A 13565-nucleotide genomic window follows, 5' to 3' on the forward strand; every position below is an offset into this window, starting at 1 on the left:
GGTTACATTCCGAACCCGGAAGCTAAGCCTCACAGCGCCGATGGTACTGCAGGGGGGACCCTGTGGGAGAGTAGGACACCGCCGGACTTCTTTCGATCGAAAGCCCCGACCAATGCTGGTCGGGGCTTTCGTGGTTAACGCGCACGTTCTTCTGCGCGAGGTGGCTGTCCGATAAGCTGGTCGGCTCCGCTCTCGGAGCGGAAGGACCATCCCGTGTCGCACATCGACGTTCAGAGCGTCTCACTTTCACTGCCCGATGGGCGTCGCCTTCTCGCGGACGTCACCTTCCGGGTGCCATCGGGCAAGACGACCGCCGTCGTCGGCCAGAACGGTGCCGGCAAGACGACCCTGATGCGGATCATCCAGGGCGAGGTGTCGCCCGAGCACGGTGTCGTGACTATCGACGGCGCGCTGGGTGTCATGGACCAGTTCATCGGCCACGGGGCGCAGGGGAGCACGGTCCACGATCTCCTGATCACCGTCGCGCCGGCCCGTATCTCGCAGGCGGCACGTGAGCTCGACGACGCCGAGAACGCTGTCATCGAGGACGACACCCTCGACGCGCAGATGCGATACGCCGGGGCGATCGCGGACTACGCGGATGCCGGCGGGTACGTGTACGAGACCGTCTGGGACACGTGCACGATCGCGGCCCTCGGCATCCCGTTCGAACGCGCGAGATTCCGGGATCTGGCGACGCTGTCGGGAGGTGAGCAGAAACGCCTGGCGCTGGAAGCGCTGCTTCGCGGTACGGATCAGGTGCTGGTCCTCGACGAGCCCGACAACTATCTCGACGTACCCGGCAAACGATGGCTCGAGGAGCGTCTGCGTGAGACGTCGAAGACCGTCCTGCTCATCTCGCACGACCGGGAGTTGCTCGCCCGCGCGGCCGACCGGATCGTCACGCTCGAAGCCGGACCGGCGGGCAGCACGGCATGGGTGCACGGTGGGGGTTTCCGGAGCTACCACCGGGCACGCGAAGAGAGGATGTCGCGGCTCGACGAGTTGCGGCGGCGCTGGGATGAACAGCACGTCGCCCTCAAGAAGTTCGTCGCCGACATGAAGGTGAAAGCAGCCGCCAGCGACGAATTCGCGTCCCGCTACCGCGCCGCGCAAACGCGCCTGCGGCGATTCGAGGACGCCGGACCGCCCGAGGCGAGACCGGCCGAGCAGCGCTTGGACCTGCGACTTCGCGGTGCCCGCACCGGCAAGCGGGCTGTCATCGCGGAGTCGCTCGAGCTGAGCGGTCTGATGCGACCGTTCGATCTGGAGGTCTGGTTCGGTGACCGCGTGGCCGTCCTCGGGTCCAACGGGTCGGGGAAGTCTCACTTCCTGCGTCTTCTCGCTGCAGGCGGCACGGATCCCGACGTTCGGTTGGGCCATCTGACCGACGCGGGGGCATCGCTCGAACGCGTGTCGCACTCCGGGCGCGTCACTCTCGGTGCGCGCGTCGTGCCCGGCTGGTTCGCCCAGACCCACCAGCATCCCGAGTACACCGGTCGACCGCTGCTCGACATCCTCCACCGCGGCGACAGCGACAGGAGTGGGATGCCGCGCGACGCCGCCAGCTCCGCGCTCGACAGGTACGGGCTCGTCGCGCACGCGGAGCAGGCGTTCGACCGGCTCTCCGGTGGTCAGCAGGCCCGGTTCCAGATCCTGTTGCTCGAGCTCTCGGGTGCGACGCTTCTCCTGCTCGACGAGCCGACCGACAACCTCGACCTGGTGTCGGCGGAGGCATTGGAGGCCGCTCTCGCGTCGTTCGAGGGGACGGTTCTCGCCGTCACCCACGATCGCTGGTTCGCGCGCTCCTTCGACCGCTTCGTGGTGTTCGGTTCGGACGGGGAGGTGTACGAGTCGGATGCGCCCGTCTGGGATGAACGACGCGTCACGCGAGCCCGCTGACCGCGGGGGCGGGTGAGAGGCCTCGACGGTAGGCTGGCAGGGTGACCATGGAAATCGAGCTCGGCCGCGCCAAGCGTGCGCGTCGCGCGTACGCCTTCGACGACATCGCCGTGGTGCCTTCGCGCCGCACACGCAACCCCGAGGACGTCTCGACCTCGTGGTCGATCGATGCGTACAGCTTCGGAATCCCCGTGCTGGGCGCCCCCATGGACTCGGTCATGAGCCCGCGGACGGCCATCATGCTCGGCCAGCTCGGCGGACTCGGTGTCCTGGACCTCGAAGGTCTGTGGACCCGCTACGACGATCCCGAGCCGCTGCTCGCCGAGATCGCTGCGCTCCCGGCCGACGGCGCGACGCGTCGCATGCAGGAGCTGTACTCGGCGCCGATCAAGCCCGAGCTCGTCCGTGACCGGCTCGCGGAGATCCGTGCAGCCGGGGTCACCGTCGCGGGTGCTCTGACGCCGCAGCGCACGCAGGAGCTCTATGAGACCGTCGTCGCCGCCGGTGTGGATCTCTTCGTCATCCGCGGCACGACGGTGTCGGCCGAGCACGTCTCGAGTGTCGACGAGCCCCTCAACCTCAAGAAGTTCATCTACGACCTCGACGTCCCCGTCATCGTCGGCGGTGCCGCGACCTACACGGCTGCGCTGCACCTCATGCGCACGGGCGCAGCCGGCGTCCTCGTCGGCTTCGGTGGAGGCGCGGCATCCACCACTCGTGCGACGCTCGGTCTGCACGCGCCGATGGCGACCGCGGTCGCCGATGTCGCCGGCGCGCGACGTGACTACCTCGACGAATCCGGCGGGCGTTACGTGCACGTCATCGCCGACGGGGGAGTGGGCACCTCGGGCGACATCGTGAAGGCGCTCGCCATGGGCGCCGACGCCGTGATGCTCGGCGTGGCCCTCGCCCGTGCCACCGACGCTCCGGGGCGCGGCTTCCACTGGGGTCCGGAAGCGCACCACTCCAAGCTCCCGAGGGGTCGTCGCGTCGAGGTCGGACAGGTCTCCTCCCTGGAGGAAGTGCTCTACGGGCCGGCTCCGGTCGCCGACGGCACGGCCAACCTGATCGGCGCGCTCCGCAAGTCCATGGCCACCACCGGGTATTCGGACCTCAAGGAGTTCCAGCGCGTGGAGGTCGTCGTGGCGCCCTACGCGTCGTCGCACTGATGACCAGCACCCCACCCGTCGACGACCTCCCCGAGGTATTCCCGCCCACGCTGCGGGAGGTCATGGTCCGTCCGTTCTGGATCGGGATGCTGGGGCTCGCCCTGCTCGTCGCCGGTGTCTTCGCGTGGCTGGGGCAATGGCAGCTGGGCAACGCGATCGACACCGACCCCCCGGCCGCGGGCATGACCGAGCAGGTGCGACCGCTCGGCGATGTCGTGGAACCCGGGGCCCCGCTGCCCGAACCGCTGGTGGGCCAGCGCGTCCAGGTCGGCGGATCCTTCGTGGCGGGCGACTTCCGGGTGATCACGTCCCGCTTCGACGACGGCGATCCGGGCTACTGGGTCGCGGGTCAGTTCCGCGTCGATCCTTCGACGGCAGGAACGGACGGACCGACTTCCCTCGCGGTCGCCGTCGGCTTCACGTCGGACCGGGCGGCAGCCGACGAGGCTGCGGCGACGCTCGATGCCGCGCCGCCGCAGAACGTCAACCTGAGCGGACGGCTCATCTCGGACGAGGGAGCGAAGGAGCCGCCGCGCGACGGCGATCCGTTCGAGATCAGCGCCATGTCGCCGCCCGCGCTCCTGTCGCAGTGGAACGACACCGCCGACCTGGACGTCTACCGCCCATATCTCGTGTCGGCTGAGGCCTTCGGGGGGCTCCGCGGCATCCATTCGCCTGCTCCCACCGAGCTGTCCTCGGTCAACTGGCTGAACATCTTCTACGCCGTCGAGTGGGCGGTGTTCGCGGGGTTCGCGTTCTACATGTGGTACCGCCTCGCCCGCGACGCGTGGGAGAAGGAAGTCGAAGCGCTGACCGGGGACGACGATCTCGACGGCGCCGAGCAGCCCTCGGCGCGCCCGTAGACTGGGAACCATGCCCGTTCAGCCCAAACTCGCCTCTTTCCCGGCGATCCGCGGCGCCCTGAAGTTCTACCAGATCGCATCGATCATCACCGGCGTGGGCCTGCTCCTGCTGGTCACCGAGATGATCCTCAAGTACACGCCCCTGCACGTCGAACTCTTCGCCGGCGGCTCCGGAGGGCTGCTGTGGTTCGCCACCGCGATCCCCAGCCCCGACTGCCAGTGGTTCTCGCTGTTCGTGCCGGGCAGCAGCGCATGCGACATCGTCTCGACGGGCGACGGGGTGAACATCTCCCTCGCGATCCTCATCGTGCACGGCTGGTTCTACGTCGTGTACCTCTTCGCGTGCTTCCGCGTCTGGAGCCTCATGCGCTGGGGCTTCCCGCGCTTCATCGTCCTCGCGCTCGGCGGCATCGTCCCCCTCCTGTCCTTCTTCATGGAAGCGAAGGTCGCTCGCGAAGTCAGGGAGTACCTGGCCACGCGGGAAGCCACGGCATCCACCCCCCTCGAAACCCCCACGGAGTCCCGGTGACAGAGCAGACCGAAACCTCCCAGCGCCCCGTCCTGGTCGTGGACTTCGGCGCCCAGTACGCCCAGCTGATCGCCCGCCGCGTGCGCGAGGCCGGCGTCTACAGTGAGCTGGTTCCGCACACCGCGACCGCGGCGGAGATCGCCGAGAAGAACCCGGTCGGGATCATCCTCTCGGGCGGCCCCTCGTCCGTGTACGAGGAGGGTGCGCCGCAGCTCGACGCCGGTGTCTTCGACCTCGGCGTCCCGACCCTCGGCATCTGCTACGGCTTCCAGGTGATGGCGAAGACCCTCGGCGGCGAGGTGGCGAACACCGGTCTCCGCGAGTACGGCGCGACGGATGCCACGATCGTCACCGACAACGTCCTGCTCGCCGGACAGCCGGTCGATCAGAACGTCTGGATGAGCCATGGCGACCAGGTGAGCGCGGCCCCGGCCGGCTTCGAGGTGCTGGCTCGCACGGCCGCCACGCCCGTCGCCGCCTTCGCCGATGACGACCGCAAGCTCTACGGCGTGCAGTGGCACCCGGAGGTCAAGCACTCCGATCACGGTCAGCGTGTGCTCGAGAACTTCCTTCACAAGGCCGCCGGGCTCCCCGCCGACTGGAACAGCGACAACGTGATCGCCGAACAGGTCGAGAAGATCCGGGCTCAGGTGGGCACGGGACGCGTCATCTCGGCTCTATCGGGCGGTGTGGACTCCGCCGTCTCGACCGCGCTCGTCCACAAGGCCGTCGGCGATCAGTTGACGGCGGTCTTCATCGACCACGGCCTTCTCCGTAAGGGTGAGCGCGAGCAGGTCGAGAACGACTACGTCGCCTCGACGGGTGTCCGCCTCATCACGGTCGACGCGCGCGAGACCTTCTTGAACGCGCTCGCCGGCGTCAGCGACCCGGAGCAGAAGCGCAAGATCATCGGGCGCGAGTTCATCCGCGCCTTCGAGAAGGTGCAGTCCGACCTCATCGCCGAGGCGGCGGCGGACGGCGACCCCATCGGCTTCCTCGTCCAGGGCACGCTGTACCCCGACGTCGTCGAGTCCGGTGGCGGTTCCGGCACCGCGAACATCAAGAGCCACCACAACGTCGGCGGCCTCCCCGAGGACCTCCAGTTCGAGCTCGTCGAGCCGCTGCGGACCCTCTTCAAGGACGAGGTCCGTGCGATCGGGCGCGAACTCGGCTTGCCCGAGGCGATCGTCGGTCGCCAGCCGTTTCCGGGGCCCGGCCTCGGCATCCGTATCGTGGGTGAGGTCACCGCTGACCGTCTCGAGATCCTGCGTGACGCCGATGCCATCGCTCGCGCCGAGCTGACGAAGGCCGGTCTGGACAACGAGATCTGGCAGTGCCCCGTGGTCCTCCTGGCGGATGTCCGTTCGGTCGGCGTGCAGGGGGACGGGCGCACCTACGGGCATCCGATCGTCCTCCGTCCCGTCTCGAGCGAGGACGCCATGACGGCGGACTGGACTCGACTGCCGTACGACGTGCTCTCGAAGATCAGCAACCGCATCACGAACGAGGTGCGCGAGGTCAACCGGGTGGTGCTCGACGTGACGTCGAAGCCCCCGGGGACCATCGAGTGGGAGTGAGTCGCGGGGGAGACCCCCGCGACCGCGCACCCCACCCGCTCTTGACAGAGGACACGCCGCGCCGACAGAGTGAGCGCGGGACCCAGCCCCTTTCTGCACCACCGTCTGAGGAGGGGGTGAGGCGTTGATCGAGCGTTCGCGTACGCAGCCCTACGCGCAATTCGTGCTGGCCGCGGCATCCCTCATCGTCGTCCTGATCCTCGGGACGATCGACGGCGCGCGCGTGACTCCGCTTCTGCTCGCGGGCTTCGGGGTCATCGTCCTCAACACCGCGGTCATGACCGCCGTGTGGCTCGTGCAGCCGACCCGGCGCACCGAGTGGTTGGCCGCGATCCCCTTGATCGAGATCGTCGCGTGCGTCCCCGTCCGTGATGCCGGCGTCGACGTCCTCCCGTCCGCGTCGATGCTCATCATCTTCCCGCTGGGGTGGCTCGCATTCGCGTTCCCGCCGGTCGCGGTGGCGCTCGGGGTGCTGCTCACTGCACTCGGCCCGCTCGTGCAGATTCTTGGGGGCGGCGGCTTCCGCGATCTCGGCGACGTCATGGCCGTCGCGGCGCTGCCGATCCTCTCCGCACTCGTCGCTGTGACCGTCGCCCTCATCTCGCGCGACCTCGCCCGCATGCGAGCGCGGATGCAGAGCGTCTCGGACGATCTCGACCACGCGCTGCGGCTGTCGGACCGCGACACCGCGATGCTGCGCGCGACCCTCGATGCGACCGACAACGCCGTCGCCGTCTTCGACCGCGACGGGCGTCCCATCCTTCTGAATGCCGTCGCCGCAGAGATCAGCGGTCGGTCGGGGATCCACGAGGTCGACCGCGACGGCTTCGCCTCGCTCATCTGGCGGGCGGATCCGTCGATGTCGTCGGAGGCCACCTCGGCCGACTTCGTCGAGCGTGTCCGCTCGGGCGACTTCGCGGCTCCCCGCACCGTCGAGTTCGGCGGGGATCCTCGTCGCGTGATGCAGGTCATCGTCCGACCCGTGGTCGCCGGCGGTGACGAGGTCGGGATCGTCATCGTGGGGCAGGACGTCACCGACCTCGTGAGTGCCGTCGAGGTCCGCGATCGGTTCCTGAGCACCGTCGGGCACGAGTTCCGCACGCCGCTGACGGTGATCCTCGGGCACACCGACATCGCTCTCATGCACGGCTCGGCCGAGGCGGATCGATGGGAGGCCGTGGAGCGCTCGGCGGAGAGGCTGCTCCGTCTCGTCGAGCGTCTCATCGCCGCCGGCCAGACGACGCGCGACGTCGAAGCCCGTTCCGGTGCCTCGCACGTCGGACCGGTCGTCAGGCACGCGGTCACGGAGGTCGCCGGTCGCGCCAAGGAGCGAGGGATCGGCATCCGGATCGGCGCCATGCCCGAACGCGCCGCGCGCATCGCCGTGCGCGACCTGGCATCGATCCTCGAGGAGCTCCTGCGCAACGCGGTCGAGTTCACCGCCGTCGGCCGCGGTGACGTCGAGGTCTCGGCGCAGGAGGACGGGCGCGACATCGTCGTCACGATCGCTGATCAGGGCGTCGGCATGACCGAGCAGGAGCGGGTGCTCGCGTTCGAGCGCTTCTACCGGGCACCGTACGCGCACGATGCGGCGATCCCGGGCACGGGGATCGGGCTCTCGAACGCCGCGTCCCTCGCGGAGGCGTACGGTGCGAGCGTGACCCTCGAGCCCAACACGCCGCGCGGCACCGTCGCCGTCCTCCGCCTCCCGTCCTGAGCCACGCGCGCGCCGCCCGGCCGGCGTGGGCCGCCGCGGCCGGGGCCGGCACGCGGCCGCCCACGATCGCCGAGACTGCACGCGTGCGTCGAGACCGCGGCGCGGGGCTGCTGTCTCGCGCGCCGCGTGCAGTCTCGCGGAGAGAGGGTGCAGGGAGAGAGGTGCACGCCGGAACGACGAAGGCCGCCCGGTTGCCCGGGCGGCCTTCGCGTGAGCTGATCAGAGGATCAGTCGTTGCCGCGCAGAATCGCGATGAGGCGCAGGATCTCGACGTAGAGCCAGACGACCGTCACCATGATGCCGAAGGCGCCGACCCAGCCGAACTGACGAGGAGCACCGTTGCGGGCGCCCTGCTGCACGAGGTCGAAGTCCTGCACAAGCGAGTACGCCGCCATCAGAACGACGACGATGCCGATGACCAGTCCCAGCGGGATGCCGAAGATCTCAGCGCTGTAGAGCCCGAAGCGACCGTCGATGACGCCGGTCCACATGAGCACCAGGTTGACGAGGCCGAAGACCAGGTAGCCGCCGAGGGCGATCATGAAGATCTTGTTGGCGCGCTTGCTGACGCGCACCTTGCCGTTGGCGAAGAGGGCGAGCGTCACGCCGACGACCGACAGGGTCGCGATCGTCGCCTGGATGACGATGCCGCTCCACTGCACCTCGAAGAACGCGGAGATGCCGCCGACGAAGAGGCCCTCCGCTGCGGCGTAGGCCCAGATGAGAGCCGGACGCACCTTCTTGCGCGACGTGAACGTGATCACGAGGGCGAGGACGAAACCGACCAGAGCGCCGATGATCCACGGCATGATCGTGAGGCCGACCGGACGGGTCGCGTCGAGCGTGCCCCCGAGGGTCCAGAACCAGCCCACGAGGGCGGTGACGAGAAGGATGCCGAAGAGGCCGGCCGTCTTGAGGACGGTGTCCTCGACCGTCATGCGGCCGGTGTCGGCGGACGACGCGGTCGGCGCCGCGTACATCCCCTCGAGCTGGGCGTTGGACGCCACGGCGGCGGCCTGGTGCGAGGCTGCCGCGTAGTTCGTCTGGGCTGCCGGGGGAGTCAGGCCGGGGCGCTGCTCCTGGAAGACCGGATTGTTGAAGGCAAAATTGCCGGACGCTGCCATTGTGTGTCTCACTCCAAAAGTCGACTCACAGCGCTGTGCTGTCGATCCAGCGTATCGGACACGGAATACGCGGGTGGGGGCCGCCGCTGTGAGAGGACTATGAGGGTGCCGTCGCGGCAAGGGATCCGGGATTCCCGGCCCGACGCGGTCGTTAGCCTGGTCGCATGTCCCGTCGTCGCCCGCTCGTCATCGGCCACCGCGGAGCCCCGGGGTACCGCCCCGAGCACACCGTCGCGTCGTACGAGCTCGCACTCGACCTCGGAGTCGATGCGGTCGAACCCGACGTCGTCTTCTCGAAGGACGGGGTCGCCGTCATCCGGCACGAGAACGAGATCGGCTCGACGACCGATGTCGCGGATCACCCCGAGTTCGCGTCCCGACGGGTCACGAAGGAGGTCGACGGGGTGAGCCGCACCGGGTGGTTCGTCGAGGACTTCACCTGGGACGAACTCGCCACCCTCCGGTGCCGGGAGAGGCTGCCGCACTTGCGCCCGCGGAGCGCCGAGTTCGACGACCGGCATCCCATCCTGCGGCTGCGGGAGCTTCTCGACCTGGTCACATCCGCGGGGGAGCGGGAGGCGCGCACCGTCGGCGTGGTCCTCGAGGTCAAGCACGCGACCTACTTCGCCTCGCTCGGGTACGACGTCGCCGGTCTCCTCGCGGCCGAACTGCAGGACGCGGGCTGGAACTCGGGGGCGCGACAGCTCGTGGTCGAGTCGTTCGAGCAACGGATCCTGCACCGGATGCGGGACCGCGGCATCCGGGCACGCTACATCTATCTGCTCGAAGCCGAAGGTCGCGCCGCCGACCTGCTCGCCGCGCAGGGCTCCGACGCCCCCACGTACGCGGAGCAGCTGACAAAGGACGGGCTCGGCCGTCTCGGTCGCGAGGTCGACGGGATCAGCCTCGACAAGCGCATCATCCTCGAGCAGCCGGGCATCGTGGCCGATGCCCATCGTCGCGGCCTCGACGTCTACACCTGGACCTGCCGCCCCGAGAACGCGTTCCTCTCCTCGGAGTTCCGACGCGGCCCGGACGCCGAGTCGTTCGGCGACTGGGAGGGTGAGTGGCAGCGCATCGCCGACGCCGGTGTCGACGGGGTCTTCGTCGACCATCCCGATCTGGGCGTCGGGTTCTTCGGACGTTCAGGCACCGATCGGTAGAATGGATGCCGGTGCGACAGCACCCCGTGTAACTACCTGATCCGTGGAGAGTCAAGGCGGCACGACGCCTCGTCTACACGGAGGTCACACTTGTCCCTCACCGATTCGACCCCGGTGCGCCGGGCCGAACGCGACAGCCCCATCCGCACGCTCGCTGCAAGCGTCGGCATCGGATACTTCGCCATCGCCCTGGTCGCGCGGTTGCCCTACGCCATGATCGTCGTCGGCGTCCTGACCATGGTCGTCGACGCCCGCGGGTCGCTGGCCGTCGGCGGGCTCACGTCCGCGATGGTCGGTCTCGGCACGATCGCGACCGGCCCGCTGATCGGCGCCGCTGCGGACCGCTGGGGTCAGCGACCCGTCCTGCTGCTGGCGTCGCTGGTCCAGAGCGTCGTGCTCGTCGCTCTCGTCGCCGTCGCCTACGGCGCGGCTCCGGACGGGTTGCTCCTGCTCGTGTCGGCGCTGGCGGGGGCGACCGCGCCGCAGGTGTCGCCGATGTCGCGTGCCCGGTTGGTCGGCGCGATCGGACGCCTGCGTGTCGAGGCGTCCGCCCGCGGACGGCTGCAGGAATCGACGATGGGGTACGAGTCCGGAGTGGACGAGATCGTCTTCGTCTTCGGCCCCGTCCTCGTCGGTGTGATCGCGATCGCCGCGAACCCCGCGGCTCCGGTCCTCGCCGCGGCAGCGCTCACCATCGTCTTCGTCACCACGTTCGCGCTACACCCGACGGCACGCACCGCAGGCCACACCGCCGACGCGGCCGAGCGCGAACCCGCGCGCCGGATCGCGCGCCCCGGCATCCTCCTCGCCGCAGGCGGCACCTTCGCGACCGGGCTCTTCTTCGGAGCGATGCTGACCTCGCTCACCGCCTTCGCCAAGGAGGGGGGCTTCCCAGAGCAGACCGCGATCCTCTACGGCATCATGGGCATCGGCTCCGCGATCCTCGCCATGTGCGTGGGGCTCCTGCCGAGGCGGTTCGCCCTGCCGTGGCGCTGGATCGCGTTCACGATCATCCTGCTGGCCGGCGCACTCCTCGCCGCCGGCGCCACCGGGGCGATCTCGATGGGGTGGGCGCTCGCTCTGGCAGGCTGCGGGATCGGGCCGACCCTGGCGACCCTCTACGCGCTCGCGGCCGCGCGCTCGCCGCGGGGGCGGGAGGCGACGGTCATGGCCGTCCTCGGCTCGGCCGTCGTCGTCGGGCAGGCGCTCGCGAGCATGGTCGTGGGGTCGCTCGCCGAGTCCGCAGGGGCGGCGACCGCACTGTGGGCACCCGTCGTCTCGGTGGCGCTGCTGCTGGTGTTCGGTCTCGCCAATCTCCGGGTGCGTCGCCCCGTTCATTGACGGATCACAGCCACCCCCTAGGGTGAGCCCTATGACTACTGCCGGCATCGTCGCCGAGGGGGTGCGACGGTCCTTCGGGAACGTCCACGCCGTCCGCGGCGTCACCTTCCAGGCGCCCGAAAGCGCGGTCACCGGACTCGTGGGGCCCAACGGTGCAGGGAAGACGACGCTGCTGCTCATGCTGGCTTCGCTCCTCGCGCCCGACGCCGGCACCATCCGGATCGGTGGAGTCGACCCCGTCGCCGAGCCGGCCGCCGCGCGCGCGAAGCTGGGATGGATGCCTGACAGTCTGGGTGCGTGGCCGTCGCTGTCGGCGCGGGAGACCATCGCCGTCACCGGTCGCCTGAGCGGACTGAGCCGGGATGCCGCAGCCGCCCGCGCGGCGGAACTCCTCGCGACCGTGGGACTCGAGACGCTCGGCGATGCGCCGGCGCGCGTCCTCTCGCGTGGGCAGAAGCAACGGCTCGGGCTCGCCCGTGCCCTCGTCCACGACCCGCGGGTGCTCCTGCTCGACGAACCGGCGTCCGGACTGGACCCGCAGGCGCGGATCGATCTGCGCCTGCTGCTGCGGTCGCTCGCGGCCGAGGGGCGCACGGTGCTCGTCTCGAGCCACATCCTCTCCGAACTGGAAGAGGTCGTCGACGACGCGGTGTTCATGGTGCAGGGCGAGACGGTCAGCTCCGAGCGGGTCGCCGAAGCCGCCGGTCGCGCCCGCACATGGCGGGTCCGCCTCGCCGATCGGGATGCCGTCGCGGCCGCACTCCCCGTCGCACAGGCCCTGGGGCTCGACGTCGCGACGGTCGCGGTCGACCGACGCGACGTGCTTCTGAGCTTCGAGGGGGAGACCGCGGCGGCAGGGGGACTCGCGGCCCTCGTCTCCGCGGGACTGCCGGTCGCGGAGTTCTCCGCGGCCAGCGGCATCCTCGAACACACCTTCCTCGACCTCGAAGGGGGCTCGCGATGAACGCGTCGCGTCTGTGGACCATCGCCCGCCTCGATCTGACGCAGCGCATCCGTACGGTCTCCTGGTACGTGATGCTCGGCGTCTTCGCCCTCGTCCTCGTCGCGTCGACCGCGCTGTCGTTCCTCTCCTTCTCGAGCCAGGAGGACTCCGGCTCCGGCGTCTACTCGGTGGTGGTCCTCATCACCCTGCTGCTGGTGGTGCTCGTGTCTCCGACGCTCAGCGGCAACTCGATCAACGGCGACCGGGATGCCGCGACCCTCGCCTCGCTACAGGTCACCCAGGCGACGACCGTCGAGATCGTCCTCGGCAAGTTCCTCGCCGCGTGGCTGACGGGACTCACCTTCGCCGCCGTCGCGGTGCCGTTCCTGTTCGTCGCGACCCTCGGCGGAGGTGTGAAGCCGATCACGGTCGTGGTGTCGACCGTGATCCTCGTCGTCGAGACCGGTGTCGTCGCGGCCTTCGGCACGGCGATCAGCGGGGTGCTGGCCCGGCCGCTCTTCTCCGTCGCCGCGACCTACCTCGTCGTCGCGGCGCTGACCCTGGGTACGCCCATCGCTTTCGCTCTCATCGGCACGGGGATCACGTCGGAACGTGTCGAGCACTACCAGACCGTTGTCTACGACGGCGTCACCGGTGCTCCGGAGTGCAAGGACGGCACGACGGGGTGCGCCGACAATCCGGGGGAGCAGGTCTGCCGCGACGACGAGGAGGTCAGCACGTACCGGGTGCCGCGCTTCGATTACGTGTGGTGGATCCTCGCGGCGAATCCGTTCGTCATCCTCGCCGACGCGACGCCGAGCGGATTCGATGCGCAGGGATACCCGGAGGATCTGTTCGGGCAGACCCGGTACGGCCTGCGACAGGCTCAGGTCACCCCGGAACTCGAAGTCTTCTACAGCGACTGCGACCCGATGTCATCGGGGCCGACCCCGCAGGAGGTGCTCGATTCGACCGTGCCCAGCTGGTTCGTCGGACTGGGCGGCCAGGTGCTGCTCGCCGGCGGGCTCATGTGGTGGGCGATCCTCCGAACCGCGACGCCCGCCCGCCGGCTGCCTCCGGGGACCCGCATCGCCTGACCCTCACTCGGTGAGGATCCTCTCATCTGCGCACATTCTTCTTGGGAGATCGTCAGGCGGTGCATAGCCTCCAATCAGCCTCGGCCGCGGCATCCGTCACGGACGGTCCGCGACAGCCCCGCCGAGCGCTCTTCCCAGAA

11 protein-coding genes and 1 rRNA gene are annotated in these 13565 nt (G+C 69.5%); 11 read left to right on the top strand and 1 reads right to left on the bottom strand.

Annotated elements, in window-relative coordinates:
* From rrf to ACIQLK_RS11515, 7 genes are all read left to right on the top strand, one after another.
* Positions 1-87 (top strand): 5S ribosomal RNA (gene rrf / locus ACIQLK_RS11485); the annotation flags it as partial.
* A gap of 126 nt (positions 88-213) precedes the next feature.
* The gene (locus tag ACIQLK_RS11490; RefSeq protein ID WP_400364934.1) at positions 214-1902 is read left to right on the top strand and encodes an ABC-F family ATP-binding cassette domain-containing protein; all 1689 of its coding nucleotides are present in this window, start codon (positions 214-216) and stop codon (positions 1900-1902) included.
* A gap of 47 nt (positions 1903-1949) precedes the next feature.
* Positions 1950-3071 (top strand): GuaB3 family IMP dehydrogenase-related protein, encoded by a 1122-nt coding sequence (locus ACIQLK_RS11495; protein WP_400365566.1) that lies wholly within the window; start codon positions 1950-1952, stop codon positions 3069-3071.
* Positions 3071-3934, top strand: a complete 864-nt coding sequence (locus ACIQLK_RS11500) for an SURF1 family protein (protein ID WP_400364935.1) — start codon at positions 3071-3073, stop codon at positions 3932-3934. The genes ACIQLK_RS11495 and ACIQLK_RS11500 overlap by 1 nt, the downstream gene beginning before the upstream one ends.
* A 10-nt stretch (positions 3935-3944) precedes the next feature.
* Positions 3945-4463 (top strand): DUF3817 domain-containing protein, encoded by a 519-nt coding sequence (locus tag ACIQLK_RS11505; protein WP_400364936.1) that lies wholly within the window; start codon positions 3945-3947, stop codon positions 4461-4463.
* Positions 4460-6040 carry a glutamine-hydrolyzing GMP synthase gene (gene guaA, locus ACIQLK_RS11510; protein WP_400364937.1) on the top strand — a complete coding sequence of 527 codons (1581 nt, stop codon included), beginning with the start codon at positions 4460-4462 and terminating at the stop codon, positions 6038-6040. Before ACIQLK_RS11505 ends, guaA begins: the two co-directional genes overlap by 4 nt.
* Before the next feature lie 124 nt (positions 6041-6164).
* Positions 6165-7757: an ATP-binding protein gene (locus ACIQLK_RS11515; RefSeq protein WP_400364938.1), complete on the top strand. Its 1593-nt coding sequence runs from the start codon at positions 6165-6167 to the stop codon at positions 7755-7757.
* Between the two features lie 227 nt (positions 7758-7984).
* Here ACIQLK_RS11515 and ACIQLK_RS11520 read toward each other — a convergent pair whose 3' ends face one another.
* The gene (locus ACIQLK_RS11520) at positions 7985-8881 is read right to left on the bottom strand and encodes a Bax inhibitor-1/YccA family protein (RefSeq protein ID WP_400365568.1); all 897 of its coding nucleotides are present in this window, start codon (positions 8879-8881) and stop codon (positions 7985-7987) included.
* A gap of 164 nt (positions 8882-9045) precedes the next feature.
* Between ACIQLK_RS11520 and ACIQLK_RS11525 the strand changes: the two genes are divergently transcribed.
* The 4 genes from ACIQLK_RS11525 to ACIQLK_RS11540 all read left to right on the top strand — a co-directional run bounded on the left by ACIQLK_RS11525 (position 9046) and on the right by ACIQLK_RS11540 (position 13425).
* A complete protein-coding gene (locus ACIQLK_RS11525; protein ID WP_400364939.1) occupies positions 9046-10044 on the top strand; it encodes a glycerophosphodiester phosphodiesterase family protein in 999 nt (332 codons plus the stop codon).
* Between the two features lie 90 nt (positions 10045-10134).
* A complete protein-coding gene (locus ACIQLK_RS11530) occupies positions 10135-11385 on the top strand; it encodes an MFS transporter (RefSeq protein ID WP_400364940.1) in 1251 nt (416 codons plus the stop codon).
* A 31-nt stretch (positions 11386-11416) separates the two neighbouring features.
* Positions 11417-12349 (top strand): ABC transporter ATP-binding protein, encoded by a 933-nt coding sequence (locus ACIQLK_RS11535; protein ID WP_400364941.1) that lies wholly within the window; start codon positions 11417-11419, stop codon positions 12347-12349.
* Complete coding sequence (locus ACIQLK_RS11540) at positions 12346-13425, top strand: ABC transporter permease (RefSeq protein WP_400364942.1); 1080 nt, start codon at positions 12346-12348, stop codon at positions 13423-13425. The genes ACIQLK_RS11535 and ACIQLK_RS11540 overlap by 4 nt, the downstream gene beginning before the upstream one ends.
* The last annotated feature ends 140 nt before the right edge of the window (positions 13426-13565 follow it).

The sequence above is a fragment of the Microbacterium sp. NPDC091382 genome, from assembly GCF_044757025.1.
In the GTDB taxonomy this organism is placed as follows: Bacteria; Actinomycetota; Actinomycetes; order Actinomycetales; family Microbacteriaceae; genus Microbacterium.

What these genes read in the sequence shown, in the direction of transcription:
- ACIQLK_RS11540 (WP_400364942.1), top strand. Translation starts at nt 12,346, where the DNA reads ATGAACGCGTCGCGTCTGTGGACCATCGCCCGCCTCGATCTGACGCAG.
- ACIQLK_RS11525 (WP_400364939.1), top strand. Translation starts at nt 9,046, where the DNA reads ATGTCCCGTCGTCGCCCGCTCGTCATCGGCCACCGCGGAGCCCCGGGG.
- ACIQLK_RS11520 (WP_400365568.1), bottom strand. Translation starts at nt 8,881, where the DNA reads ATGGCAGCGTCCGGCAATTTTGCCTTCAACAATCCGGTCTTCCAGGAG.
- ACIQLK_RS11500 (WP_400364935.1), top strand. Translation starts at nt 3,071, where the DNA reads ATGACCAGCACCCCACCCGTCGACGACCTCCCCGAGGTATTCCCGCCC.
- ACIQLK_RS11495 (WP_400365566.1), top strand. Translation starts at nt 1,950, where the DNA reads ATGGAAATCGAGCTCGGCCGCGCCAAGCGTGCGCGTCGCGCGTACGCC.
- ACIQLK_RS11505 (WP_400364936.1), top strand. Translation starts at nt 3,945, where the DNA reads ATGCCCGTTCAGCCCAAACTCGCCTCTTTCCCGGCGATCCGCGGCGCC.
- ACIQLK_RS11535 (WP_400364941.1), top strand. Translation starts at nt 11,417, where the DNA reads ATGACTACTGCCGGCATCGTCGCCGAGGGGGTGCGACGGTCCTTCGGG.